The 23,643-nt window shown below is 72.3% G+C and carries 23 protein-coding genes; 7 read left to right on the forward strand and 16 right to left on the reverse strand.

Features of this window, described 5'->3' with window-relative positions; genetic code table 11:
- The first annotated feature begins 12 nt into the window (after window positions 1-12).
- Window positions 13-492 (forward strand): DUF2510 domain-containing protein, encoded by a 480-nt coding sequence (locus ACIBG8_RS15205; RefSeq protein WP_397343313.1) that lies wholly within the window; start codon window positions 13-15, stop codon window positions 490-492.
- On the opposite strand, the gene ACIBG8_RS15210 is transcribed toward ACIBG8_RS15205, so the two are convergent.
- Window positions 469-1,062, reverse strand: a complete 594-nt coding sequence (locus ACIBG8_RS15210) for a TetR/AcrR family transcriptional regulator (protein WP_397343314.1) — start codon at window positions 1,060-1,062, stop codon at window positions 469-471. The two genes, ACIBG8_RS15205 and ACIBG8_RS15210, sit on opposite strands and share 24 nt — an antisense overlap.
- A gap of 81 nt (window positions 1,063-1,143) precedes the next feature.
- Here ACIBG8_RS15210 and ACIBG8_RS15215 point away from each other — a divergent pair, with 81 nt between their 5' ends.
- A complete protein-coding gene (locus ACIBG8_RS15215) occupies window positions 1,144-2,142 on the forward strand; it encodes a Gfo/Idh/MocA family protein (protein WP_397343315.1) in 999 nt (332 codons plus the stop codon).
- Here ACIBG8_RS15215 and ACIBG8_RS15220 read toward each other — a convergent pair whose 3' ends face one another.
- The 6 genes from ACIBG8_RS15220 to ACIBG8_RS15245 form a co-directional block, all read right to left on the reverse strand.
- Complete coding sequence (locus ACIBG8_RS15220; RefSeq protein ID WP_397343316.1) at window positions 2,143-2,574, reverse strand: hypothetical protein; 432 nt, start codon at window positions 2,572-2,574, stop codon at window positions 2,143-2,145. It abuts the gene before it with no gap.
- 37 nt (window positions 2,575-2,611) lie between these two features.
- Window positions 2,612-3,325 (reverse strand): tetratricopeptide repeat protein, encoded by a 714-nt coding sequence (locus tag ACIBG8_RS15225; RefSeq protein ID WP_397343317.1) that lies wholly within the window; start codon window positions 3,323-3,325, stop codon window positions 2,612-2,614.
- 242 nt (window positions 3,326-3,567) lie between these two features.
- Complete coding sequence (locus tag ACIBG8_RS15230; RefSeq protein ID WP_397343318.1) at window positions 3,568-4,701, reverse strand: serine hydrolase domain-containing protein; 1,134 nt, start codon at window positions 4,699-4,701, stop codon at window positions 3,568-3,570.
- A gap of 25 nt (window positions 4,702-4,726) precedes the next feature.
- Entirely contained in the window at window positions 4,727-5,131 is a 405-nt protein-coding gene (locus ACIBG8_RS15235; protein ID WP_397343319.1) for a hypothetical protein, read from the reverse strand.
- A gap of 181 nt (window positions 5,132-5,312) precedes the next feature.
- Entirely contained in the window at window positions 5,313-6,533 is a 1,221-nt protein-coding gene (locus tag ACIBG8_RS15240) for a serine hydrolase domain-containing protein (protein WP_397343320.1), read from the reverse strand.
- A gap of 45 nt (window positions 6,534-6,578) precedes the next feature.
- Window positions 6,579-9,266 (reverse strand): AAA family ATPase, encoded by a 2,688-nt coding sequence (locus ACIBG8_RS15245; protein ID WP_397343321.1) that lies wholly within the window; start codon window positions 9,264-9,266, stop codon window positions 6,579-6,581.
- Window positions 9,267-9,334: 68 nt separating this feature from the next.
- Between ACIBG8_RS15245 and ACIBG8_RS15250 the strand changes: the two genes are divergently transcribed.
- Window positions 9,335-10,117, forward strand: coding sequence for an alpha/beta fold hydrolase (locus ACIBG8_RS15250; protein ID WP_397343322.1), 783 nt, complete (start codon window positions 9,335-9,337; stop codon window positions 10,115-10,117).
- Here ACIBG8_RS15250 and ACIBG8_RS15255 read toward each other — a convergent pair.
- Complete coding sequence (locus ACIBG8_RS15255) at window positions 10,107-10,700, reverse strand: NUDIX domain-containing protein (RefSeq protein WP_397343323.1); 594 nt, start codon at window positions 10,698-10,700, stop codon at window positions 10,107-10,109. The two genes, ACIBG8_RS15250 and ACIBG8_RS15255, sit on opposite strands and share 11 nt — an antisense overlap.
- 48 nt (window positions 10,701-10,748) lie before the next feature.
- Here ACIBG8_RS15255 and ACIBG8_RS15260 point away from each other — a divergent pair, with 48 nt between their 5' ends.
- Window positions 10,749-11,564: a DeoR/GlpR family DNA-binding transcription regulator gene (locus tag ACIBG8_RS15260; RefSeq protein WP_397343324.1), complete on the forward strand. Its 816-nt coding sequence runs from the start codon at window positions 10,749-10,751 to the stop codon at window positions 11,562-11,564.
- Here the strand turns inward: ACIBG8_RS15260 and ACIBG8_RS15265 are convergent.
- The gene (locus ACIBG8_RS15265; protein WP_397343325.1) at window positions 11,524-12,315 is read right to left on the reverse strand and encodes a GNAT family N-acetyltransferase; all 792 of its coding nucleotides are present in this window, start codon (window positions 12,313-12,315) and stop codon (window positions 11,524-11,526) included. The two genes, ACIBG8_RS15260 and ACIBG8_RS15265, sit on opposite strands and share 41 nt — an antisense overlap.
- A gap of 164 nt (window positions 12,316-12,479) precedes the next feature.
- On the opposite strand from ACIBG8_RS15265, the gene ACIBG8_RS15270 reads away from it, so the two are divergent.
- Entirely contained in the window at window positions 12,480-12,818 is a 339-nt protein-coding gene (locus ACIBG8_RS15270) for an STAS domain-containing protein (RefSeq protein ID WP_397343326.1), read from the forward strand.
- Between the two features lie 338 nt (window positions 12,819-13,156).
- On the opposite strand, the gene ACIBG8_RS15275 is transcribed toward ACIBG8_RS15270, so the two are convergent.
- Window positions 13,157-14,122 carry a GlxA family transcriptional regulator gene (locus tag ACIBG8_RS15275; protein ID WP_397343327.1) on the reverse strand — a complete coding sequence of 322 codons (966 nt, stop codon included), beginning with the start codon at window positions 14,120-14,122 and terminating at the stop codon, window positions 13,157-13,159.
- Between the two features lie 72 nt (window positions 14,123-14,194).
- On the opposite strand from ACIBG8_RS15275, the gene ACIBG8_RS15280 reads away from it, so the two are divergent.
- Window positions 14,195-15,448: an MFS transporter gene (locus ACIBG8_RS15280; protein ID WP_397343328.1), complete on the forward strand. Its 1,254-nt coding sequence runs from the start codon at window positions 14,195-14,197 to the stop codon at window positions 15,446-15,448.
- Here ACIBG8_RS15280 and ACIBG8_RS15285 read toward each other — a convergent pair.
- Window positions 15,348-16,121: a MerR family transcriptional regulator gene (locus ACIBG8_RS15285; RefSeq protein ID WP_397343329.1), complete on the reverse strand. Its 774-nt coding sequence runs from the start codon at window positions 16,119-16,121 to the stop codon at window positions 15,348-15,350. The genes ACIBG8_RS15280 and ACIBG8_RS15285 overlap by 101 nt on opposite strands.
- Before the next feature lie 90 nt (window positions 16,122-16,211).
- Here ACIBG8_RS15285 and ACIBG8_RS15290 point away from each other — a divergent pair, with 90 nt between their 5' ends.
- Window positions 16,212-17,423, forward strand: a complete 1,212-nt coding sequence (locus ACIBG8_RS15290) for a serine hydrolase domain-containing protein (RefSeq protein WP_397343330.1) — start codon at window positions 16,212-16,214, stop codon at window positions 17,421-17,423.
- Window positions 17,424-17,509: 86 nt separating this feature from the next.
- Here the strand turns inward: ACIBG8_RS15290 and ACIBG8_RS15295 are convergent, their stop codons facing one another.
- The 5 genes from ACIBG8_RS15295 to ACIBG8_RS15315 form a co-directional block, all read right to left on the reverse strand.
- Entirely contained in the window at window positions 17,510-18,601 is a 1,092-nt protein-coding gene (locus ACIBG8_RS15295) for a hypothetical protein (protein WP_397343331.1), read from the reverse strand.
- A 127-nt stretch (window positions 18,602-18,728) separates the two neighbouring features.
- Window positions 18,729-20,531, reverse strand: a complete 1,803-nt coding sequence (locus ACIBG8_RS15300; RefSeq protein ID WP_397343332.1) for an ABC transporter ATP-binding protein — start codon at window positions 20,529-20,531, stop codon at window positions 18,729-18,731.
- On the reverse strand, window positions 20,524-22,281 hold the full coding sequence (locus tag ACIBG8_RS15305; protein ID WP_397343333.1) for an ABC transporter ATP-binding protein: 1,758 nt from the start codon (window positions 22,279-22,281) through the stop codon (window positions 20,524-20,526). Before ACIBG8_RS15305 ends, ACIBG8_RS15300 begins: the two co-directional genes overlap by 8 nt.
- Entirely contained in the window at window positions 22,254-23,402 is a 1,149-nt protein-coding gene (locus ACIBG8_RS15310) for a lanthionine synthetase LanC family protein (protein ID WP_397343334.1), read from the reverse strand. Before ACIBG8_RS15310 ends, ACIBG8_RS15305 begins: the two co-directional genes overlap by 28 nt.
- A gap of 62 nt (window positions 23,403-23,464) precedes the next feature.
- Complete coding sequence (locus ACIBG8_RS15315; protein ID WP_397343335.1) at window positions 23,465-23,617, reverse strand: hypothetical protein; 153 nt, start codon at window positions 23,615-23,617, stop codon at window positions 23,465-23,467.
- Window positions 23,618-23,643: the final 26 nt, after the last annotated feature.

The following is a 23,643-nucleotide window of genomic DNA, read 5'->3' on the forward strand; positions in this document are numbered from 1 at the left end:
ACAGGGGACCCAGTGAACGCACCGAATGCCCCCGGCTACTACCCCGACCCCGGAGGTCAGCCGCTCCTGCGCCAGTGGGACGGCCAGCGGTGGACCGAGCAGACAGCGGTCCTGACCGCCCCACCGGCCAAGAAGCCCAAGTGGCTGCTCCCCGCCGGAATCGCCCTGGGCGTCCTCGTGCTCCTCGCCGCCGGAGCCTTCGTCTTCCTGCGCGGCGGCAGCGACCCTGTCGTCATCGTCATGCCCTCCGGCCAGGGGTTCCGCAGCAGCGAGGTGGCGGAGAACCTCCCCCTGATCTCCAGGACGCACTTCAACCTCGAACGCGACCCCGGCGCGGCGCAGTCGAGGGAGCGTAAGAAGCTCTGCGGGCACATCGCCCACTGGATCGTGGACGAGGACAAACCGCTGCAGCTGCCGAAGGAGACGATGGGCCCGCCCATGGGCTTCCCCGAGGGCCCCAAGCCGTTCCTAGAGGCGTGCCTGGCCGCCTAGCAGTCCCAGAAGCGCCAGCTCAGCCACCCTGTCCAGCTCCTCGCGGCTCCGGCCCGAGGCAGCCTGTACGGCGATGCCGTCCGTCAGCGTGTGGACCAAGCGGGCCAGGTCGCCGGGGTCGCACCCGCCGGGCAAGTCGCCGGCGCGCTCGAAGCGGCGGCGCAGCGCCGCCTCACCCGCCATCCTGCGGCCCAGCGCCAGATCCCGGGCGAACGCGGCGTCCGGCCCGCAGGCGTGCACGCTGTTCACCGTCAGGCAGCCGTGCGGCGTCCCGTCACCGGCGGTCAGCTCGACGGCGCCTCTCACCAGCCGCTCGATGACCTCCCGCGCCGTCGGCGCCGCCAGCGCCGCGACGGCGTAGGCCCCCGGGCCGTCCAGGTAGCGGTCGAGGACCTTGGCGAACAGCTCGTCCTTGTTGCCGAACGCGGCGTAGAGGCTGGGCCGGTTGATGCCCATCGCCGCCGTCAGGTCCGTCAGCGAGGTGCCCTCGAAGCCCTGACGCCAGAACACCTCCAGCGCCCGCCCGAGCGCCGCGTCGGCGTCGAAGGCGCGCGGTCGGCCACCCGGCATGCCGTACCTCCCCCAGAGTTTTTTACCTATCGGTACGTTACCTCTTGCGCGCCTCGATCGCGCTCCCCTAATTTCATACCAATGAGTACAAAATTGGGAATCGTCGGAGCGAGCGGCTGGGCCGCCGCCGCGCACCTGCCCGCCCTCGCCGCGCTGCCCGAGTTCGAGGTGGCCGCGGTGGCCACGACCAGGCGGGAGAGCGCCGACCGGGTCGCGGCCGAGCACGGGGTACGGCTGGCGTTCACCGACGCCGCCGAGCTGGTCGCGCACCCCGAGGTGGAGCTCGTCGTGGTGTCGGTCCGCGCGTCCGGGCACGCGAAGCTGATCAGGTCGGCGCTGGAGCACGGCAAGGACGTGCTGTCGGAGTGGCCGCTGGGCGTCGACGCGGCGGAGAGCGCCGAACTGGCCGGGGAGGCGTGCGGGGTCAGGCACGGGGTGATGCTGCAGGGCTGCGTCTCGCCCGACGCTGCCTTCGTCGCCGACCTGGTCGCGGGTGGGCGGATCGGGCGGCTGGAGTCGGCCACGCTGGTCGCCGCCGGTGATCCGTTCGGCGGGGCGAGCATCCCGGACGACCTGGCCTGGACCCGCGAGCCCGGCTCGGGCACGACGCTCCTGTCGATCATGGCGGGGCACTTCCTGGCCACCTTCGAGCGGACCGTGGGCCGGCTGACGGAGCTCTCCGCGCGGCTGCCGGGCGCTCCGGACCAGGTGCTGGTGCACGGAACCCTGGAGTGCGGCGCCGCCGCGTCGGTGTCGGTGCTGGGCGGGAGCGGGCACGACAGCGGGGCGTTCTTCCTCAAGCTGGTGGGCAGCGACGGGGTGCTGACCGTGACGCCGTCGGGCTCGGTGCCGTTCATCCACTGGTCGGGGTGGCGCATCGAGGCGGGCGGCGAGGTGCTGGCCGTACCCGGCGCCTACCGGACGGTGGACCTGCCTACCGGGCCGGCCGCCAACGTGGCCGCGCTGTACCGGGCCTTCGCCACGGGGCGGCAGCCCGGGTTCGACGCGGGCGCCCGCCTGCACGGGCTGCTCGCGAGCATCGAGCGTGCCGCCGCGAGCGGCGGCCGCGTGGAGGTCTGATCACGCGTCGAGCGCAGCGGTGATCTTGCGCATCATCTCGGCCATGGTCGGGCTGGGCGGGCCCTGGTGGATCCTGGCGGAGGCCTCGATGGCGACGGTGATGGTACGGCGGAAGTTGTCCGCCTCGGCCGGGAACTGCCGGCTGAGCAGGTTCATGCTGGCGGTCAGAGCGGGCAGCACCAGGTCGGCGAGGTCGGCGGTGGACTTGCCCCACTTCACACCCTTGGGCGCCTTGGTCAGCACTCGCCCGACCAGGCCGGTCGCGGAGGTCAGCGCGATGGAGCCGTGCGTGGCCGCCTTGTGCGCCGAGTCGGCGACCGCGGCGGCCGACATCAGCGAGACGGCGCCCCAACCGGCGGTCCGCAGGGTCAGCATGTCCTGGTCGGAGAGGGTGATCGACATGGCGGTGAGCTCCTTCGTAGAACCGTTCATGTGCTCTACCTTCGCCGACCGCCCTGATACCGAGCCGTCACGGTCCTGACATGGCGATTGCCCGCCGGGCGGCCGCGAGGACGGGGTGGGTGTCGGCCACCTTCCCCGCCAGCACGCTCACGCACCGTTCCAGCAGGTGCGCGGCGTCGTCCACGCGGGCCAGGTTGTACAGGGTGACGGCCAGTTCCGGATGGTCGGGGCCGAGGACCGCCTCCTTGGTCTCCAGCGCCTCACGCAGGGCGATTCTGGCCCGGTCGCGGTCTCCCATCGCGTACAGCGCGGCGCCGAGGTTGTGCAGGGTGACCGCGGTCTCGTGGTGCTCGCCCGCCCTGCGGTACGCAGCCAGCACGGCGGTCAGGATGGACGCCGCCTCGGCCGGTTGACCGAGGTCGATGAGGATGGCGGCGAGGGCGGCCCTGTCGAGGGCGACCGCGATGGAGTCCTCGCCTTCTGAGCGGACACGAAGGTCGAGGCCCTCGCGGGCATGCCGCAGGGCGGTCGCGTGGTCGCCAGCCGCGTGGGCCGCGCCGCCCAGGTTGTGCAGCAGGTCGGCGGCGTGCGGGCCGCCCAGGGCCAGGGCTTCGCGGTACGCCGACGCCGCCTCGGCAGGACGTCCGGCGTACTTGAGCGTCATGCCCAGCTCGTTGAGTACGGCGACGCGCTCGGCTCCGGCGGCGCCGTCGAGCGCGAGCCGGAGCTCCCGCTCGGCCTCGCCGTAACGCCCGGCGGCCCGGTGGGCGCGACCCCGCACGAGTCGCGCCCACCGGGCCGGGGATCCCGACGGCAATCGTCAGCCCTCGATGAGGACTTCGTTGTGATTGGTCGGAACCGGGTGATCTGGAATGAGAACCTCGTTGTGGTTCCCCGTGACCCTGGGGTCGACCCAGAACAGATCCATGACTGCCTCCCGTTTCGTGGTGCCTTCCCGTCCACCCTCGGGGAGGCCGCGGTCGCTCACCAGGACCACTACCGGCGGGAATCAGCGGGTGAGTGTCAGCAGAACACCTGCTTGACGAGGGTGTCGGTGAGCTTCTGGAAGTCCTTGGCCGGGCCTCTGGTCGCGTCGTCGACCCAGGTCACCGAGGCGGTCAGCGTCCTGGTGCCGTCGGGTGAGCTGTACATCAGCGTGCCGTAGCCGTGCGGCGGGCTGCCGTTGTGCTGGTAGACCGTGCCGCAGCCCGGACCCAGGTCCTGCACGAACAACCCGAGTCCGTAGCCCATCTTCGGGTTCGGCTCGCGCATCTCGGCCAGCAGATTGGCGGGCAGGAGCCTGCCGCCGTTCAGCGCGGAGATGAACGTCTGCAGGTCCTGGGTGGTGGAGATCAGGTCACCTGCCCCGGCCAGCAGGGACAGGTTCTGCCGGGAGATGTCGGTGACCTTGTCCTTGATGCGGTAATAGCCGTGGGCGTGCGGGCCGGGGAGCTGGGTCCGGTCGCCCGGCGCCACGGTGGCCGTCATTCCGAGCGGGCGCAGGATGCGCCGCTTCAACTCCGCGGCGTAGGAGTGGCCGGTGACCTTCTCGATCAGCAGCAGCGCCACGGTGTAGTTGGTGTTGGCGTACTTCTGGTCGGTGCCCGGCTCGAACCGCAGCGGCTTGGACAGCGCCAGCCGTACCAGTTCCTCGGGCTGGTAGCTGCGCAACCGTTCGGCCACCCAGGCGTCGCCGTTGGCGATGATGCCCGGCTCCCACGCCCCGCCGGGGCCGAAGTCGCCGGTGTAGTTGAACAACCCGCTGGTGTGCTGCAACAGCATCCGCACCGTGATGCGGCCGTCCAGCCCCAGGTCGGGGAGGTAGTCGGCCACCGGGGCGTCCAAGGCGACCTTGCCCTCGGCCACCAGTTGCAGCACCAGCGTCGCGGTGAAGGGCTTGACCACGCTGCCCGTCCAGAACCGCCCGTTCGTCGACGGCTTGGCGCGCTGGCCCAGCTTGCTCACCCCGGCGCTGCCGGTCCAGTCACCCCGCTCATCGTGCACGCGCACCTGGATCCCGGAGAAACCGGCATCGACGTAGGCCTGCGCGGCCTGCTGCAACTCCGGGCGGTCCGGCCCGGCAGCAGCCGTGGCGGGGGCGGCAGCCCCGGCCAGGAGCGCGAGCACCGGCACCGCCACCTTGATCACGGTCTTCATGATCCCTCTTCTCCCGTGTTTCGCGTCAGGCGGCGTCGAGGGCCTCGGTGATCTTGCGCATCATCTCGGCCATGGTCGGGCTGGGCGGACCCTGGTGCGTACGGGCCGAGGCCTCGATCGCGACCAGGATGGTGCTGCGGAAGTTGGCGGCCTCGGCCGGGTCCTGCTGGTTGAGCAGGCTCACGCTCGCGGTCAGGGCGGGCAGCACCTGGTCGGCCAGCTCGGCCGTGGTCTTGCCCCACTTCACGCCCTTGGGCGCCTGCGACAGCACGTGCCCGGCCAGACCGGTCGCCGAGGTCAGCGCGATGGAACCGTGCGTGGCGACCTTGTGGGCCGACTCGGCGATGCCCGCGGCCGACATCAGCGACACGGCGCCCCAACCGGCGAGGCGGAGGGTGGTCTTGTCCTGGTCGGTGAGAGTGATCGACATGGTGATGTGCTCCTTCGTGGATTCGTTGATGTCGGCTACCTTCGCCGACCGCCCTGATACCGGGCTTTCGCGGCCCTGACGCCGTGGCTGACACGCTTGATCAAGGGTGTCGTCGCTGCCTGGCCGGGACAACAACGGATCTCGCAACGCCGCGTTAACCCCGGACTTCACGAGGGCCTGTTCAGATGGCCTGGTAGAGGGTGGTCCAGAAGTCGTGTGCCAGCCGCATCGGGTCGGGGACGGACGCCCCGAGCTGGGTGAGCAGGATCCCGACGAGCTGGTTGTCCGGGTCGGCGTAGGTCGCCGTGCCGCTTCCGCCGTCCCAGCCGAACTGGCCGACCGGCGCGTAGTCGCCGCGGTAGGTGCGTACCGCCATCCCGAAGCCCCAGCCGCCGTGCTGTCCCTGGCCGTGCGAGATGTGCACGCTGCGCTTCGCCATGTCGGTCCGTGCGGCGGTCTGCTCGGGCGTGAGGCGGTTGGTGGTCATCAGCTCGACGGCGGGCCTGGACAGGATGCGCTCGCCTTCGTGCGTGCCGCCGTTGAGCAGCATCCGGAAGTAGGCGTGGTAGTCGTCGGCGGTGGAGACCAGCCCGCCGCCACCGCCCTGGAAGGCCGGAGGGCTGCTCCAGCGCCCGCCCTCCGCCTCGTCCCACACGAGGAACTCGCCGGTCTCCGGGTCGGGGGCGTACAGGGTCGGCAACCGGTGGATCTTGTCTGCGGGCACGTGGAAACCGGTGTCCTTCATTCCCAGGGGTTCGAAGACGCGCTCGCGCAGGAACGCCTCGTGCGACATGCCCGCGACCCTGGCCACCAGCACGCTGAGGACGTCATGGCTGATCTGGTACTGCCACTGCTCGCCCGGCTGGTACATCAGCGGGAGCGTGCCCAGGCGGCGCATCCACTCGTCCGGCCCCGGCATCGGCTCCGGCAGGTTGGGCGTGAGCCCCTGCTCGAAGATCGCGCCCATGAGCGGCGCGCCCAGCGCGGTGAAGTCCAAGCCGAGCCCGAACGTGGAGGTCAGCAGGTCACGCACGGTGATCGGCCGCCGCGCGGGCACGGTGTCGTCCAGCGGGCCGTCGGGCCGCTTGAGCACCTGACGGTCGGCGAGCTCCGGCAGCCACGCGTCCACCGGGTCGTCCAGCCGCAACCGGCACTCGTCCAGCAGGACCATCGCCGCCGCCATGGCGACCGGCTTGGAGGTGGAGGCCATACGGAAGATCGTGTCCCGGGCCATCGGCGCGCCGCCGTCGTGCCGCATCGTCCCGAGCGCCTCGACGTGCGTCTCACCGCCGCGGCTGACCAGGGCGACGAGCCCGGGGATCCGCTTGGACTCGACATGACCCGCGAGCACCTCGCGCAGCCTGCGCAGTCCCGCTTCTGAGAAGCCGTTGTTGTTTGCCATGCCGAGGACGCTAGGGAGCGGGCGGGACACGCCGAATCTGTCGCGTTACCGAAGATCCATGCGGGCCAGCTCGTGGCGGGAGGCGATCCCGAGCTTGGGATAGGCCTTGTACAGGTGATGGCTGACCGTGCGCGGGCTGAGGAACATCTGCGCGCCGATGTCGCGGTTGCTCATGCCCGCAGCGGCCAGCCGTACCACCTGGAGTTCTTGCGGGGTGAGCTGCGCCAGCAGGTCGGGGGCGCGCTCGGGGGCCTGCGGGGTCTCGCCGGTGGCGCGCAGCTCGGACGACGCCCGCTCGGCCCAGGGGGCGGCGCCCAGGCGGAGGAAGGTGTCCAGCGCGGCGCGCAGATGGGGGCGGGCCTCGGCGCGGCGGCGTCCGCGCCGCAGCCACTCGCCGTAGAGCAGCTCCGTCCTGGCCTGCTCGAACGGCACCACGCCGAGCCCTTGCAGGTGTACGGCCTGCGCGAACAACCGCTCCGCCGCCGCCTCGTCGGCGACGAGCGCCTGGCAGCGCAGGGCGATGCCGGTGACCCACGGCTGCTGCGTCGCCCGCGCCCACGCGGTCAGCTGCGCGACGGGCTCGGCGGCCAGGCCCGGCCGTCCTGCTCTGGCGGCGGCCTCGACGTAGCCGGCCTGGTGGGCGTAGGTGCGGTTCATGGCGAACAGGCCGCCCGAGGCGTCGTGCACCCGCTGCAGGATGTCCTCGTGGCGGCCCAGGCTGAGGTCGAGGAGGTCGCGGGCGTCCAGGCATTCCATCCCGCTCTCCGTGACGCCGTGGCGCAGGATGTCGCCGGTGAGCTCGTGGCAGCGCGCCTCGTCGCCCTGGATCGCCGCCACGCAGGCCAGCAGCCCGGCCAGGTGCCTGGCGTAGTGGGTGCGCATGGTGTCCTGGGCGATGCTCAGCCCTTCCGAGGCGGTGACCGCCACGTCCCGGTAGCGCCCGAGCAGCAACTGGGCGCGGCCCACGTAGAGCAACGCCTTGGGGAGCAGGCCGACGGCGCCCTCCGCGCGGCAGTCGCGCACGATGGCCACGGCGTCGTCGTGCGCGGCCTCGACCTCGGCCTGCCAGGACAGCCACGAGTGGAGGATCAGCCGCTCCCTCGGGCGGTCGCTCCTGGCCTTGTCGACGAGGTCGAGTAAGGGATCGGTCGCATCGTCCGCCAGCTGCGCGACCGCGGTCGTGACGCTGGTCAGGAGGGGATCGCGGGAGCGGACCGAGGTACGTGCCGCCAGGTCGGCGACGGCGGGCAGGTCGCCCGCCGACCACACCGAGGCGACCGCGTTGAGGAACAGGAACGCGGCCTCGCCCGGCGCCTCCTGCGCGGTCTGGGCGGCCACCTGGGCCAGCTCCACCGCCTGCGGGCCGTGGACCTGCTCCTGGGCGTTGGTGACCCGCATCCTGGCCAGGCGCGCCAGGACGCTCGGGCGGGCGGTGAGCGCTGTGGTCTGCTCGTCCAGGGCGGCGGCGAGCTGGGTCTGACCGGCGTCCGCCGCTGCCGCCGCGGCGCGGGCCAGCCGTTCCGCCCGCCGTTCCAGGTCGGGGGTGAGGTGGGCGGCGCGCTGGTAGGCGGCCGAGACGGCGGCGTGGCCGCCGCGCACGGCGGACTGCTCGGCGATGCGCTCCAGGTCGGCCGCGAGGTCCTCGTCGGGGCCGATGGCGGCGGCGCTCAGGTGCCAGGTGCGCCGGTCCAGATCGCCGCGCGCCCCGTGCACGTCGGCCAGAGCCCGGTGTACGGCGAGCCGCCTGGTGACCGTCGCCTCCCGGTATGCCGCCGATCGCACCAGGGGGTGGCGGAAGGTGAGGCGGCCGTCCACGAACCCGATCAGGCCGCTGACCTCCACCGGCTCCAGGTCGTCGAGGCCGATCCCGAGGGACTCCCCGGCGGCCAGGACCACGTCCAGCGCGCCGCTCTCCTCGGCCGCCGCGATCAGCACCAGGTGCTGCGACCTGGCGGGCAGTGCACGCACCCGCTGGGCGAACTGCCCCTCCAGCCGCCCGGAGAGCTGCTGCGTCCCCATCTGGAAGGCCTCGACGGGCAGCTCCCCCGCCCGCTGCGCCGGGGTCAGCGCGCCCGGCAGTTCGAGGATGGCCAGCGGGTTGCCCTGGGCCTCGGCCAGGATCTGGTCGCGCACGTGGGGCGCCAGGCCGGAGGAGTGCTCGGCCAGCAGGGCGGCGCCCGCCGTGCTGGAGAGCCCGTGCAGGCGCAGCTCGCTCAGGCCTGGCGCGGTGAACGGCACGCCGTCGCGGACCGCGAAGATCATCGCGATGCCCTCCGCGTCGAGGCGCCTGCTGGCGAACAGCAGCGCGTCAGCCGAGGCCTGGTCCAGCCAGTGCGCGTCGTCGATCACGCACAGCAGCGGGCGCTCCTCGGCCAGCTCGCTGAGCAGCGACAACGTGGCCAGCCCGACCATGAACCGCTCGGCGGGCCCGGCGTCGGTCAGCCCGAACACCCCGCGCAGCGCCGCCGACTGCAGCGGCGGGAGGGCGTCGAGCCGGTCGGCGAACGAGCCGAGCAGCAGGTGCAGCCCGGCGAAGGCCAGCCCGGCCTCGGTCTCCACGCCGACGCCGCGCAGGATGCGCAGGTCAGCGGCGGTGTCCTCCGCGTAGCGCAGCAGGGCGCTCTTGCCGATCCCCGCCTCGCCGCGCACCACGACGGCTCCGCTGCGCCCGGCGCCGGCCTCCAGCAGCAGCCGGTCGATGACCGCGCGCTCGGCCTCGCGTCCGTGGAGCACTTACTTCTCCTTGCCAGTCGTGTTACTGATTCGGGCGAGAGGGCACATAGCCTAGCGTCCTGGTCACCATGACCCTTTACTACGACAAGCAGGGCACTGGCCCGATGCTGGTGATCTCCCAGAACGGGGAGGGTGACGCCGACCGCAGCGCCGACCTCGTCGACCGGCTCGTCGGCGCCTACACCGTGGTGACCTACGACCGGCGCGGCCTGTCACGCAGCGCCGTCGACCGGCGGGGAGCCGGGGTCACCGTGGCGGAACACGCGGACGACCTCCACCGCCTGCTGGCCGGGCTCACCGACGAACCCGTCCGCATGCTCGGCTGCGGACTCGGCGCGACCATCGGGCTGCACCTGGCCATCGGCCACCCGGCTCAGGTCGGCACGCTCGTGGCACACGAGCCCTGCGCTCCCTCGCTTCTGCCTGCCGTACAAAGGCCGCACTACGCGCGCGAGCTTGCCGGGATCCAGCAGATCCACCGGCGGGACGGCGTGGCGGCCGCGTTCAAGGCCGTCGCCAGATCGCTCGGCGTCGACCTGTCCGGCGCCGGCGCGGAACCGGGCCTGACGCCGCAGCCGCTCACGCCGCAGCGGGTGGTCAACTTCGAGTTCTTCGTCGAGCACGACCTGACCGCGTTCGCCCGCGACGGCCTCGACCCGGCGGCGCTGAAGGGCAGCGCGGTCCGTATCGTTCCCGCGCACGGCAACGGGACCACCTTCCCCCAGCGGTGCGCCGTCGAGCTGGCGGCCCTGCTCGGCGAGGAGCTCGTCGAGTTCCCCGGCGGGCACGACGGCGAGACCACCCACCCGCGCGCCTACGCGGCGAAGCTGCTCGACGTGCTCAGGCGCTGAAGGGGCCGTCCAGCGCCGCCCACTGCAGCAACATGATCGTCTTGCCGTCGGCGATGCGCCCGTCGCGGGTCATCGCGAGCGCCTCGGCGAACGGCAGTTCAAGGACCTCGATGTCCTCCTCGTCGAGCCCGCCGCCCGCCCCGGTCCTGTCCGCGGGGGCGTAGGGGGCGGCGAAGAAGTGCAGGCGCTCGGTGACGGAGCCGGGGCTCATGTAGACGTCGAACACGTGAGTGAGCGGGCCGAGGGTCACGCCCAGCTCCTCCGCGCTCTCGCGCCTGATGGCGGCCGGCGGGTCGTCGGCGTCGAGCAGCCCGGCGGCGGCCTCGACGAGCATGCCGTCGGGGTGGTCGTTGACGTAGGCGGGGAAGCGGAACTGGCGGGTGAGCAGCACGAGGCCACGTTCCGTGTCGTACGGCAGGACGACGGCGCCGTTCCCCCGGTCGTAGGTCTCGCGCTGCTGGGTCTCCCAGCGGCCGTCGCTGCGGCGGTAGTCGAAGGTGGTGCGGCGCAGGACGTGCCAGCCCTGGCCGGTGAGCTCGACGTCGCGGATCACGACGCCGGGGTTGCGGTCGATAGCAGTCATGGGCGCTATGATACGTGCACAATCACGCAACAACAGGAAAGAACGTGCATGCTTGCTGCTGAACGGCGCGACCACCTGCTCGGTCTGCTCGCCCGCACGGGCAAGATCGTCGCCAAGGACGTCGCGGCCGAGCTGGGGATCTCCGAGGACAGCGTGCGCCGCGACCTGCGCGACCTGGCCGCCGAGGGGTTGTGCCAGCGGGTGTACGGCGGAGCGCTCCCCGCCTCACCTGCCGTGGCCGACCACACAGCCCGGCAGACCGTGTCCACCGAGGGCAAGAGGAAGGTCGCCGCGGTGGCTGCCGCTCTCGTACGGCCGGGCAGCGCGCTGATCCTCGACGGCGGCACCACCGCCCTCGCCGTCGCCCGCGCCCTCCCGCAGGACCTGACCTGCACCGTGATCACGCACAGCCCGACCGTCGCCGCCGCCCTGCTCGACCACCCGCGCGCGGAGCTCTTCCTGCTGGGCGGCCGCGTGTTCAAGCACTCGGCGGTCGCGTGCGGCGCGGCAGCGGTCGAGGCGGCGCAGAACGTCTCAGCCGACCTCTGCCTGCTCGGCGTGACCGGCGTGCACCCCGAGGCGGGGCTGACCACCGCGGACGCCGAGGAGGCGGCGATGAAGCGCGCGCTGGCCGCGCGTGCCGCCGACACCTACATCCTGGCCTCGTCGGAGAAGATCGGTACGGCGTCGCGCTACCGCGTGCTGCCCTGGGAGCGGATCAGCGGCCTCATCACCGACGCGGACCCGCACGACCCGGTCATCGAGCAGCTCGCGGGGCGCGGCGTGGAGGTCCTTACTACCCCCGGTCCTCTTGGACTCCCGGCTACCGGCGAACCCAGTCGCGGTTCTCGCGCACGACCGTGAACCCGGCCGATCGGTAGAGCGCCACCGCTGCCTCGTTCTCGGCCGGTGTCGCTACGGCGACCGCGCTCGCGCCCCGCTGGACGAGGGCCGCGCACGCGCCCAGCACGGCGTCGCGCCCGTAGCCGTGCCCGCGGTGGTCCGGGTGGGCGCCGACCGGCTCCAGCAGCCCGCACCTGCCCACCCCGGCGAACCAGCCGGTCGCGGCGGCCGCCGGTTCCCCCTCCGGCGTACGCACCAGAACCTCCATGGCCAGCTCGCTCGCCGGTGACCGCTTCATGGCGAGCCAGCGTTCGACGGAGAACGTGGATCCTTCGAAGGCGGACCGCTGCACCAGCACCCGGTCGGCCGCCTCGGCGTCACCGACCGGCTCGGCGCGGCTCGACACCGGCCGCGGGGTCCACGACATGACGAGCCAGGGGTCCTCGCTGAGCTTCCACCCGGGGACGGGCAGGCCGTCGCACGCGTCGACGCCGGGCTTGAGCAGGTCTTCCGCGTCGGCCGCCAGGGCTTCGAGGTCAGCGCCCGGCGCGGTGGTCACGCGCAGCACGGAACCGTCCAGTAAGCCGACCGCCACCGGGGCCGCCTCGTCCGTCCACAGGATGACTGACGCGTCGTCGAACCGCAGGTACCATCCCACGTCGCCGGGGTGGAGGCTGCCGACAGGGGCGTCGGCGGGCGTCCACTCGGTCAGCGCGCTCAGCGCCTGGCCGGTTTCCGCAGGTGTCAGGCGGTGTCGTGCGAGCGAGGCCATGGACGGCAGGGTAGCCAGGGGGGCTGCGGCGGCTCAAAGGCTTTTCCACGGGGGGTTGCAGGCTTATGCAACTTTCCGGGTTCGGGGGGATGGGCCTTGACCGCTTGTTAGCTTGGTGTAGTGGGTCACGTTCGATACGTGAGAACGGAGGGTGAGACCGCGCCGTGTTCCGCCTCGTCACCACCTCCCTTCCCGATGGTCGCTGCATCGTCATCACCGCACACGGCGAGCTGGACATCGCCGCGGCGAACGCGCTCACCGAGGCTGCCGACGCCGCCCTTCTGGACACGTGCCGGCCGAACCTGGTCCTGGACCTGTCCGCTCTGACGTTCATGGATTCCATGGGGCTCCACAGCGTGCTGGCCTGCCGGGAGCGGGCTCGCGCGCGTGGCGGGGACATCGTGCTCGTCAACCCGGGGGCGCAGGTGGCGCGGCTGTTGAGGATCACGATGGTGGATCGGCGGATCCGCACGGTCGCGTCGGTGCACGAGGCCGTCGGCTGAGCCACGCCGCCTGATGAGGCGACCCAGCCCGCCTTCCAGGGGTGCTCTCCCCTGGGCTGCCGCACTCGGACATGCGCGACAGTGCGGCCCATATCTTCAGCGCGCGAGCACATGGACGGCTTCCCCGCGCGCGGGGAGGCGTGCGAGCACGGGGCGGCTCGCCCGCGCGAGGAGGCGTGCGCCAAATGGGGGCGGCACCCCCGCGCGAGGTGGCGCGCGCGAACGGGGCGGCTCGCTCCCGCGCGGGGAAAGTCCCGCGCGAGGCCGAGGGTGGCGTTGCCGGTCGCGAAGGTTGGGTCTCTCGGGCAGTAGGGGTTCAGCGGCGGGCGGGAGGGTGTTCAGCGGAAGGAGCGGCGGTAGGCGGCCGGGGTGGTGCGCAGGGCGGTGTGGAAGCGGCGCCGCAGGTTGACCGCCGAGGAGAGGCCGACGCGCCCGGCGATGGTCTCCACCGGCAGGTCAGTCTCCTCCAGCAGCGCCCGGGTGGCGGCCAGACGGCGCTCCAGCAGCCACCGCGCGGGCGGGACACCGAGCTGGTCGGTGAACTGCCGGGTCAGGGTACGCGGGGAGACGCCGGAGTAGGCGGCCATGTCCTCGACGGTGATCGGGTCGGGCAGCCGCGCAAGGAGCCATTCGAGCAGCGGCGCCAGGGAGTCCGGCATCGGCCCCGTCGTGGGGAGGGGCGGGTACTGGCGCTGGCACCCCTCCCGATGCGGACCGGCCGCGAGCTGACGGCCGACGCGCATCGCATGGGCCGCGCCGTACTCCTGCAGCACCTGGTGGAGGCACAGGTCGAGGGTGGCGGCCGAGGCACCCGCGGTGGCGACGTCCCCGTGGTCGACGTAGATGACGGTGTCGTCCGGGACGACACGGGGATGGCGGGCGGTCAGGTCCGCCGCGAGCTCCCAGTGCACGGAGGCCCGGCGGCCGTCCAGGAGGCCGAGGGCGGCCGGGACGAAGACCCCTGCCGCGACGGCGACGATGCGCGCGCCCCGGCCATGGGCGCGCGACACGGCGTCGAGTACGGCGGGCGAAGGGGTGAGGGCCCAGCTCCAGCCCGCGATGACCACGGTGTCCGCGCCGTCGAGAGCGTCGAGGCCGCTGTCGACCTGGATGGGGACGCCGAGGGTGGTGGACAGCGAGCCGGGATGCTCGGCGCACAGGCCGAAGCTGTAATGCTGGGGGATGTCGGGCCCGTGGTAGCCGAAGACGGCGGACGCAGAGGTGACCGGGTAGAGCTCCTGGTTCTGGGCGACCAGGGCGACCACGCCATGCGGGCCGGGCGGCGGCGGGTCCGGGCAGTCCATGGCGCAAATGTACCCAATGATGTCATTTGGGACACCAGCGGTCTGATCTGGAAAAATCCAGAATTGGGGCTCATGTGGACGAGGAGTTTCACCCTCTACTTCGGGGCCCGCACGATCTCGCTGCTCGGCGACGCCATGATGCCCGTCGCCTCCGCGCTCGCGATCGGCGAAGTCTACGGGATCGCCGGCGTCGGCTACGTGCTCGCCATCTGGACCGCCTCGGCCGTGCTGGTCATGCTGTTCGGCGGCGTGGTCGCCGACCGGATCGGCGCCCGGCGGCTGATGATCGGCGCTGACGTGCTCAGGATCGGCACCCAGGGGGTCGTGGCGGTCGCCTTCCTGGACGGCGCTCCGCCGTACGCCCTGCTGCTGGCCATGGCGTTCCTGTCGGGCATCGGAGCCGGGGTGTTCGAGCCGTGCGTCAACGGCATGGTCCCCCTGGTCGCCGAGGATCCGCAGCGGGCCAACGCGACGTTGAAGATCTCCGAGGCGGTCACCCAGCTCGCGGGGCCCGCGCTGGCCGGGGTCCTCGTCGTGGTCGCCGGTCCGGTCTTCGTCTATACGGCTGACGCGGCGACGTTCCTGGTCAGCGCGGTGTGCCTGCTGCTGGTACGGGTCACCGTACCCAGGCCGGAGCCCTCCGACGTGCTGAGCGACCTGCGCCGGGGGTGGGAGGAGTTCAGGGCCAGGAGCTGGATGTGGTCGGTCATCCTGGTCTGGGTGTTCTGGGGCGTGCTGGTGGTCGGGCCGTACGTGCCGCTGTCCTCGCAGGTCATCGGGGCCGACTACGGGTGGGTGATGGCGGCGCTCGGACTCGGCACCGTGGTGGGCGGGCTGGTGGCGATCAGGCGCAGGCCGCGCAGGCCGCTGGCCGCCGGGGCCGTGGCGCTGAGCGGGTACGTGGCGGTGCCGCTGACGGTCGCGCTCGGGCTGCCGCTGCCGGTAGTGATGGCGGGGCACCTGCTCGGGGGGTGCGCGATGGCGTTCTGGTCGGTGATGTGGTCGACGAGCGTGCAGACGCGGGTGGCGCCGGACGTGATGAACCGGGTCAACGCCTACCAGGTCGCCGGATCGGTGGCGGGCATGGCGGTCGGGCAGGCGCTGGCCGGTCCGATCTCGGCGGTGGTCGAGCCGCGCACCTTCATGCTGGGGTCGGCCCTGGTGACGGTGGGCGTGGTGGCGGCGCTGCTGCTGATCAGGCCGGTCAGGACGCTGGGGTCGGCCGTCACTGACGCGGGATGGCGATCCCCGCCGCCCGCAGCTTCGCCTCGACCAGCGCGTTCAGCCGGGCGACAGACGGCATCTCGTCCTCCCGGTGGTGGTTGACCACCCCGTAGCGGGCTGCGGTGTCCGTACGGTTGCCCGGCAGGGACGGCGCCGTCCGCACCGCGCTGTTGGCCAGCAGGTTGTCCGCCAGCGCCGAGGCCAGCTCCTCGATCCGCGGATCGTCCTGGTCCCAGGACCGCGCGTCCAGGCCGCGCTTGGTCAGCTCGACGAACGTCGGGTCGTCCAGCGACTGCTCCAGCTGGGCCACGAAGCTGGCGAACATCTCCGGGATCAGCGCCCGCGTCAGCACCAGGGCCTCGCGCTGCGCCGCCACGTAGTCGGCGTCGAAACCCAGCCCGGCCAGCCGGTCCAGGAGCGCGCATGCCCGGTCGGGCAGCAGGACCCGGTCGCCGTGGGCGAGCCGGTCGAGCGTGTCGCGCCGCGCTGCCAGCTCCTCGATCTGCTCGGTGAGCCGCCGGTGCACGTCGTCCAGGGCGGCGGCGAACGGCTCGGGTTCGGCGTCGAGCAGGTCGCCGATCTCGGCCAGCGGCACGCCTGCCCCGGCCAGGGTGCGGACCTGGACCAGCCGGAGCAGGTCGTCGGACCGGTAGCGCCGGTAGCCGGAACCGTCGCGATCCGGCTCGGCGACCAGGCCGAGCCGGTGGTAGTGCCGCACGGTCTTGATCGTGACGCCGACGAACGCGGCCGCCTGGCCGATGGTGAGCCCAGTCACGGGGACGAGGGTAGCGCGCCCTGTTGACCTTGACCTTAGGTCAAGGTGCAGGCTCCTCTCCAACAGGCACTGCGGACGAGGAGACGCGTGATGGGTTTTTCGAAGACGGGGCTGGTCAAGCTGTGTGAAGTGCTGGAACGGCACGTCGACTCCGGGCGGATCCCCGGGCTCGTCGCCCTGGTCAGCCAGGGTGGTGAGACGCACGTCGAGGCGCTCGGGACGATGCGGCACGAGGGCGGCGCGCCGATGCGCCGGGACACGATCTTCCGGATGGCGTCGGTGTCCAAGCCGGTCACGATGGCGGCCACGATGGTCCTGCTGGACGAGTGCAGGCTCCGGCTGGACGACCCGGTGGATCCGTGGCTGCCCGAGCTCGCCGGCCGCCGCGTGCTGACGCGGCCCGACGGGCCGCTGGACGACACGGTCCCGGCGGTGCGGCCGATCACCGTGCGTGACCTGCTGACCTCCACGTTCGGGCTCGGGCTGGACTTCGAGCTGATGGCCTCCCCGATCAGGGCGGCGACCTTCGAACGGCTCGACTACAGCGTGGCGTCAGGACCGGCGCCCGGCCAGGACGAGTGGATGCGCCGCCTCGGCGAGCTGCCGCTGTCGTACCAGCCAGGGGTGCGGTGGCAGTACGACCTCAGCAACGAGGTCGTCGGCGTGCTCGTCTCCCGGGTGACCGGCCAGTCGCTGGAGGCGTTCCTGCGCGAGCGCGTCCTCGACCCGCTGGGCATGAAGGACACCGCCTTCCACGTGCCCGCCGGCAAGATCGACCGGCTGCCGCCCCTGTACGGGCCCGACCCGGTCACCGGCGAGTTCACCGTGTGGGACGAGGCCGTCGGCGGCCGGACGAGCCAGCCCCCGGCCTTCCAGGGCGGTGGCGGCGGTCTGGCGTCCACCGTGGACGACTACCACGCCTACTTCCGGATGCTGCTCAACGGCGGCATGCACGAAGGCGAGCGCATCCTGTCCAGGCCCGCCGTCGAGCTGATGACCACCAACCGGCTCACGCACGAGCAGCAGGTCGCACGGGACGCGATGTACCGGAGCATCGCCCACCTGTCGGTCGGCGCCGGGCTGCAGGGCGGCTGGGGCTTCGGCATGGCGGTGCGCACCCGCCGCGGCGACTACGCGCCGGTCGGCCAGTTCGGCTGGGACGGCGGGACCGGCACCACCGCCTACGCCGACCCGGCCAACCAGCTCACCGGGGCGCTGTTCACCCAGGTCGGCTTCTCCAACGCGGACTCACCGCACCTCATCCACGACTTCTGGGCCACCCTCTACCAGGCGGTCGCGTGACGATGGGCGCGCGCCACCCCTACGCGCGGCCCGCCGGGTCCGAATCGGCTGGCCGCCCCTGGCGCACGCCCATCTGGCTTTTTGAATCAGAACTTCGAAACGTACGTCGTAAACGAGGCGACGTTCGTTCTCGTGACTGCCGAATAACACGCGACGTCACGCACGAACGCGTTTCCGCCCGAGGTCAGCCACAGCGTGAGGAGATTGCAGTATTCCGGGCCCGGTCCGTAAGCGGTCACCTGCACGTCGTCCGGCAATACTCCGACGAGCGGGAACTGCACGAGGCGAAGGCCAGGTCCGGCGTTCTGGATGGTGTTGACGCCGCCCTGGGAGTTGAAATTGATGCCCACCGGAACCGGCGCGTACGGGCCCGGGTTGGCCGGGGTGTTGTCGAAGGTGTAGGCGAAGTTCTTCGGCGGGATCGCCCCGCCGGTGACCGCGCGCTGCCGGTGGTAGGTCAGCGTCCAGCCGGTGTTGATCGGGGTGGACGTCGCGTTGTGGCAGATCACCTGCAGCGTCTGCGCACCGGCGACCAGCGGGGCGGCCGGCCACAGCCGGACCTTGCACCGGGCGGGCTGCTGCGGGTCGACCGCTGTGACCTGTAGGTTTCCGGCCAGCGCCGGGGTGCCGAGGCCGGGCAGGACGACGCGCCAGATGCCGACCGCGAGCGGGGTCACGGAGTTGAGCCCACCTGCGGAGTTGTAGGTGAACGGGATGCCGCCGCCGTTGTAGTAGAGGTAGCCGAAGCCCTGGGCGGGCGGCAGGACGCCGGTGCTCTCGGCGTACACGATGGTGAAGGGCACGAAGCCGGGGCTTCCGCCGTACTTGTAGCAGCGCACCCAGACCAGCTCGTCGGGGCCGCTCTGGGCCCAGCGCTCGATCTGGCACCAGGCGGGCGCGTCGACGACGGCGGTGACGTGCGGGACGCCGCCGGGCCCGCCGATCTGCGGGAACTTCACCACCGTCTGACCTGGGGGTACGCCGGGGGACACGGACACCATCGGGCCGGGGGCCCAGGAACCCGCCTGGTGGCTGGGGTTGGGGATGCCCGAGGGGATGTCGACGTAGGCGAATCCCCAGCGGTTGGGCACGGCCGCGTGGGCGGCCAGGGCCGTCTGGGTTGCGGCGACGCTTGCCAGCGCCGCCAGGAATAAGACGAGTTTTCTCCACCCACGCATGCGCACGCTCCAATGATCGTGGTCCCGATCATTGTGATATCCCGTAATCAGAACACTGAGAAGACCTATTTCTTGCGCGGGCAGTCAACGGTCAGAAAATAAGAAAGTAATGGCCGGGATGAAAATGCTAGGCGAGCGCCGTCGTCCACAATGGGGCGGTCTCCTGGTAACCCTGGGCGTGCAGCCGGTACAGGTTCGCGTAAAGGCCGTCCATGGCCATGAGCTCCTCGTGGCTGCCCGTCTCACGAATGCTGCTTCCGTCCAGGACGACGATGAGGTCGGCGGTGCGCACGGTGGCGAAGCGGTGCGAGACGAAGACGGTGATCGTGCCGTGCGACGTCTGCGCTGCGGCGAGCTGGAAGCGGCGGAAGATCTCGTACTCGCTGGCCGGGTCGAGGTTCGCGGCCGGCTCGTCCAGGACGCGCAGGACGGGCGCCCGCCGCATGACGGCGCGGCTCAGCGCCACCTTCTGCCACTGCCCGCCGGACAGGTCGGTGCCGCCGGGGAAGGAGGGGCCGAGCTGGGTGTCGAGACCCTGGGGAAGCAGGTCGGGCAGCCCTGCGGCGCCCGCGCTGTCGAGCGCCGCGAGGACGGCGTCCCCTGAGTCGACGCGCGCCAGGTCGCCCACGCCGACGGATGCGCGGAGCGGGAACTCCAGGCGGCAGTAGTCCTGGAAGCAGGCCGTCACCCGGCTGCGCCACGCCTCGGCGCCGAAGGACGCCAGGTCCCTGCCGCCGTAGGTGATCCGTCCCGAGGTGGGTTCGTACATCCGGCACAGCAGCTTGACCAGCGTCGTCTTCCCCGCGCCGTTGTCGCCGACGATGGCGACGGTACGGCCGGCCGGAAGGCGCAGCGACACCTCGTGCAGCACCGGCCGGGGCGCGTCGCGGTAGCTGAAGGACACGCGGTCCAGGACCAGGTCCTGTCCTGGAGATGGCGCGGGGGTGGCGGGACCCGTCGCGGCCGAGGCGTGGTCCTCCAGCCACAGGAAGTAGCCCATCGCGCGCAGGGTCCTGTGCATCCAGGCGAGCATCTGGATCAGCCCGGCGACGCTGCCGGTCAGCTGGCTGCCCAGCGCGATGGTCAGCACGACGTCGCCTGCGCTGGCGCGTCCCTGCAGCGCCGAGGCGACGACCAGGGCGAGCGCACCGGCGAAGCCCGCGCCGAACACCATCCAGCCGGCGCTGGTCCACACCCCGGTGCGCAGCTCCGCGCGCTGCCTGGGCCGGTCGACCCCCTCCCCCAGGCTCTCGTGCCGGTCGGCGATCTCCCGCTGCAGGCCGTACACCCGCAGTTCCTTCGCCGCGGCCGGGGAGCAGGCGAGGGCGAACAGGCTCTGGCGCAGCCGGGCCGGGGCCGCGGTCGCCTCTTCCGCCCCCGCCTGCGCCCGGTCGCCCCGCCGTACGGCAAGCACCGTGGGCAGGGCGAGCACCAGCAGGAGAAGGAACTCGGGACGCACGCTCATCAGCAGCGCGACGGTGGAGCAGAAGGCGACCAGCGCGCGCAGGTTCTCCACGAGGGCGCCGAAGGCCAGGCCCAGCGAGACGCGGTGGGTGCGCAGCAGTTCGAGCTGGTCCTGATAGGGCGGGTACTCGTGGTGGTCCAGGTGCGGCAGGCCGCCGCACATCTCCATGATGCGCCGGTCCAGCAGCAGCCCCACCCGCTGCTGGAGGCCGATGCGCAGGTCACCGGCCACGGTCGAGGTGAGGTAGGCCAGGACGGTCGCGGTCGCCAGCAGCCCGGCCGCGCCCAGCATGCCCGGCCGGTCGGCGGCGATCGCGGCCTCGACCATGCGTTGCAGGCCGAGGGCGGTCACGGCCGCGATCGCGCCGCCGACGGGGGCGAGCACGAGGACGAGGGCGGCCCTGGCGGGATCGGCCCTGAAGGCGGTGCCGATCAGCCGGGCGACGGCGCGTACAAGGTCAGACATGGCGGGCCTCCCTGAACGGCTCGCTCTGCAGGGTGAACAGGCGGGCGTACTTTCCGTCGCGTTCCATCAGCTCGTCGTGCGAGCCGTACTCGATGACCTGGCCGTCCTCGATGACGCAGATCCGGTCGGCCAGCCGTACGGTGGCGAAGCGGTGCGACACCAGGATCGTGGTGAGCCCGCGGGTGATCTCCAGGAAGTGCTGGTAGATCTCGGCCTCGGCGCGCACGTCGAGGTTGGCGGTGGGTTCGTCGAGGACGAGGACGCGGGCGCCGTGCTCGACCGCGAACAGGGCGCGGGCCAGCGCCACCCGCTGCCACTGGCCGCCGGACAGGTCGGTGCCGCCGTCGAAGCGGCGGCTGAGGGTGGTGTCCCAGCCGCCGGACAGCCGGGGCAGGAGGTCGCCGAGGCCGGAAAGCTTGGCGACCCGGTCGAACGCGCCGTTGGTGCGGTCGGCAGCCAGGTGGCCGAAGCCGACGTTGTCCCGCAGGGGCAGCTCGTAGCGGACGAAGTCCTGGAAGACGATGGCGAGGCGGCGCCGCCAGGCGTGCGGGTCGAGGGCGCGCAGGTCGACCCCGTCGATCGTGATGCGGCCTTCGTCCGGGTCGTAGAGCCTGGCCAGGAGCTGGATCAGGGTGCTCTTGCCCGCGCCGTTGAGCCCGACGACGGCCAGCGAGGAGCCTGCGGGGATGTCCAGGTCCAGGCCCTTCAGCACGGGGCGTCCCGGGTAGCCGAAGCGCACCGACTCGAAGCGGATCGTCCCGGTCGGCGGTGTGGTGAGGGCGGGCCGCTCGTAGCCGGGTTCGACGCCGAGCCTGCCGACGGCCAGGGCGTGCGGGACGGTGGCGCCCGCCTGGGAGAGCATCCACTGCACGTCGCCGATCCAGCCCAGCGCCGCCATGCCCGCTGCGGACTGCAGGGCGAGGGTGATCGAGGCCACGTCGAAGGAGGAGAAGGCCAGGTAGCCGAGGAAGGCGGCCTGGGAGGCGGCGAGCAGGAGCGGAGCGAGCAGCCTGGTGGCGCGGTGCCGCGAGCCGGTCAGCGCGGTCATGCCCTGGAGCCACCCGGCGGTGAACCGCTCCAGCAGCCAGTCCTGGAGGCCGAAGACCCTGATCTCCTTGGCGGCCCCGTCGTTGATCACCAGGTCGCGGGCGTAGGCGGCGTGGCGCAGGGCGGGCGTCACCTCCTCCTCGGCGTCCACCGCCCGCCGCACCTCGCGCAGCCGCCAGCGGGACAGGGTGATCCAGGCGGCGGCGAGGGGCAGCGGCAGCCACCACTCCACGGTGGCGAGCAGGATCGCCGCGGCGATCCCGTTCAACCGGCTGGAGACGAGGCGCACGAGCGCCGTCACGGCCTGGCCGGGCGGGTACCCGGTCGTCATGCCGCGCGCCAGCTGGAGACGGTCGGCGACGGCCGGGTCGCTGAGGTGCGCGATGCCGACGGGCCTGAGCGCGCCTTCGATGGCCACCTGGCCCAGCGTCCTGTCCACCCGGCGGGCCAGCTCGCCGGTGATCGTGGAGGACATCGGGCCCAGGGCCAGCCGTACCACGAAGGTCGTGACGAGGAGGGTCAGGTGCAGGGGCGCGGAGCCGGAGTCGCCGCTCGCCACGTCGCCGACGACGGCCGCGCCGGCCAGCATCACCGCGCTCGACAGTACGGCCTGCGCCAGCACCGCGGCGGCGAGCGCCGCCGTCAGGGGGGCGGAGACGCGGGGAAGGACGCGGATCACCTCAGTCCCAGTGCGGCCAGCCATCGCCGGTCACCTCCGCCCCTGGTCAGCAGCGTGGCGAGGATCCCCGGCGCGCCTTCGAGCAGCGACCAGCCGTCGGCCGGGTCGTCGAGCCTGGCCATGAGGAGGTCGGTCAGGTGGTCGGCGAGGGCCGCCGCTTCGGACAGGCCCGCGTGCCTGGCGAAGGCGTCGAACACCAGCGTCAGCCCGGCCGCGCCGTGGCAGATGCCCCATCCGTCCAGGTAGAGCTCGTCGTCGTAGGCGGCCAGGAACGACCGCGCGGACTCCGTGGCGAAGGCGGCCATGGCGTCGTCGCCGAGCACGCGCGCGGCCTCCCACAACGTCCAGGCGTTGCCGGGGCATCCGTAGCACCACGCCTGGCGGCGCCCGTCGCCCTTGGGCGCGCGGTGGCCGTCGAGCCGGGTGGTGCCGAACGGCCAGGTGATCACTCCCCTGCGGTCGACGTACGCCTCGGCCGCCAGGCGGGCGGCGAGCCTTCTCAGCAGCTCTTCGAGCCGTTCGGTCAGCCCGTCGGCCTCGGCGGTGGCGCGCAGCGCGGTCACGACGCCCGGCAGGCCGTGGGCGAGGCCCAGGTTCACCCGGCCGACGTTCCAGCCGCGCAGCTTCTCGCCCCGGTACTGGCCCACGCGCAGGCCGTTCAGGTCGGGGTGCGCGCAGAGGCGGGCCAGCCTGTCCACCAGCGGTCTTCTCGCTGCCGCGCCGACGGCGGGATCCGCTGCGAAGGCCAGCAGGACGCCGGAGGGGCCGACGATGAGGTCGTAGTCCTCCCACCCGACCGCCTCGGTCCGCCAGCGCGGGTTCGCCACGTACTCCAGGAGCCTGGCGCGCTGCGCGGCCAGCGGCTTCTCCAACTGCGGCCAGGCGGAGGCGGCGATCCTGAGCGCGTACATGCGGGACGCGGCGCCGGCGCCGAACAGCCCGGCGTGGTGGTGCGGGCTGCGGAAGTCGCGCAGCCAGGTGGCGAGGGCGCGCTGGGCGTACGGGCCTCCGGCCAGCGTGGCCAGGATGGCCGGTCCCGAGTCCGGGCTGTTCTGCTCGGGTTCCGCGCCCGCCGCGTAGGCGTGCAGTGCGGTCTCGGCGGCCGCCTGCACGGCGGCCCGGTCGATGACGCGGGTGGATGTCACGGCGATGGCCTTTCGTGGGAGGGGGTCACCAAGGGCGCTTTCGCGCCCTTGGTGAAGCCGGATCAGCAGGTGCCCGTGCAACCGCCGCTGCACGGCTCGGTGAACTCGTTGGGGTTGATCGAGTGCACCTCCAGCTCGTCGACGAGGGCTTCGACCTCGTCCTGAGGCTCCGGCTGGGCGTCCTCGGGGACCTTCGGCGTCGTGTCGTCGGACATGGCGTTTCCCTTCTGTCGGTTCTTCC

The sequence above is a fragment of the Nonomuraea sp. NPDC050556 genome, assembly GCF_044457355.1.
GTDB lineage: Bacteria > Actinomycetota > Actinomycetes > Streptosporangiales > Streptosporangiaceae > Nonomuraea.

What these genes read in the sequence shown, in the direction of transcription:
- ACIBG8_RS15210 (WP_397343314.1), bottom strand. Translation starts at nt 1,062, where the DNA reads ATGCCGGGTGGCCGACCGCGCGCCTTCGACGCCGACGCGGCGCTCGGG.
- ACIBG8_RS15215 (WP_397343315.1), top strand. Translation starts at nt 1,144, where the DNA reads ATGAGTACAAAATTGGGAATCGTCGGAGCGAGCGGCTGGGCCGCCGCC.
- ACIBG8_RS15220 (WP_397343316.1), bottom strand. Translation starts at nt 2,574, where the DNA reads ATGAACGGTTCTACGAAGGAGCTCACCGCCATGTCGATCACCCTCTCC.
- ACIBG8_RS15230 (WP_397343318.1), bottom strand. Translation starts at nt 4,701, where the DNA reads ATGAAGACCGTGATCAAGGTGGCGGTGCCGGTGCTCGCGCTCCTGGCC.
- ACIBG8_RS15235 (WP_397343319.1), bottom strand. Translation starts at nt 5,131, where the DNA reads ATGTCGATCACTCTCACCGACCAGGACAAGACCACCCTCCGCCTCGCC.
- ACIBG8_RS15240 (WP_397343320.1), bottom strand. Translation starts at nt 6,533, where the DNA reads ATGGCAAACAACAACGGCTTCTCAGAAGCGGGACTGCGCAGGCTGCGC.
- ACIBG8_RS15250 (WP_397343322.1), top strand. Translation starts at nt 9,335, where the DNA reads ATGACCCTTTACTACGACAAGCAGGGCACTGGCCCGATGCTGGTGATC.
- ACIBG8_RS15255 (WP_397343323.1), bottom strand. Translation starts at nt 10,700, where the DNA reads ATGACTGCTATCGACCGCAACCCCGGCGTCGTGATCCGCGACGTCGAG.
- ACIBG8_RS15260 (WP_397343324.1), top strand. Translation starts at nt 10,749, where the DNA reads ATGCTTGCTGCTGAACGGCGCGACCACCTGCTCGGTCTGCTCGCCCGC.
- ACIBG8_RS15265 (WP_397343325.1), bottom strand. Translation starts at nt 12,315, where the DNA reads ATGGCCTCGCTCGCACGACACCGCCTGACACCTGCGGAAACCGGCCAG.
- ACIBG8_RS15275 (WP_397343327.1), bottom strand. Translation starts at nt 14,122, where the DNA reads ATGGACTGCCCGGACCCGCCGCCGCCCGGCCCGCATGGCGTGGTCGCC.
- ACIBG8_RS15280 (WP_397343328.1), top strand. Translation starts at nt 14,195, where the DNA reads ATGTGGACGAGGAGTTTCACCCTCTACTTCGGGGCCCGCACGATCTCG.
- ACIBG8_RS15290 (WP_397343330.1), top strand. Translation starts at nt 16,212, where the DNA reads ATGGGTTTTTCGAAGACGGGGCTGGTCAAGCTGTGTGAAGTGCTGGAA.
- ACIBG8_RS15295 (WP_397343331.1), bottom strand. Translation starts at nt 18,601, where the DNA reads ATGCGTGGGTGGAGAAAACTCGTCTTATTCCTGGCGGCGCTGGCAAGC.
- ACIBG8_RS15300 (WP_397343332.1), bottom strand. Translation starts at nt 20,531, where the DNA reads ATGTCTGACCTTGTACGCGCCGTCGCCCGGCTGATCGGCACCGCCTTC.
- ACIBG8_RS15305 (WP_397343333.1), bottom strand. Translation starts at nt 22,281, where the DNA reads ATGGCTGGCCGCACTGGGACTGAGGTGATCCGCGTCCTTCCCCGCGTC.
- ACIBG8_RS15315 (WP_397343335.1), bottom strand. Translation starts at nt 23,617, where the DNA reads ATGTCCGACGACACGACGCCGAAGGTCCCCGAGGACGCCCAGCCGGAG.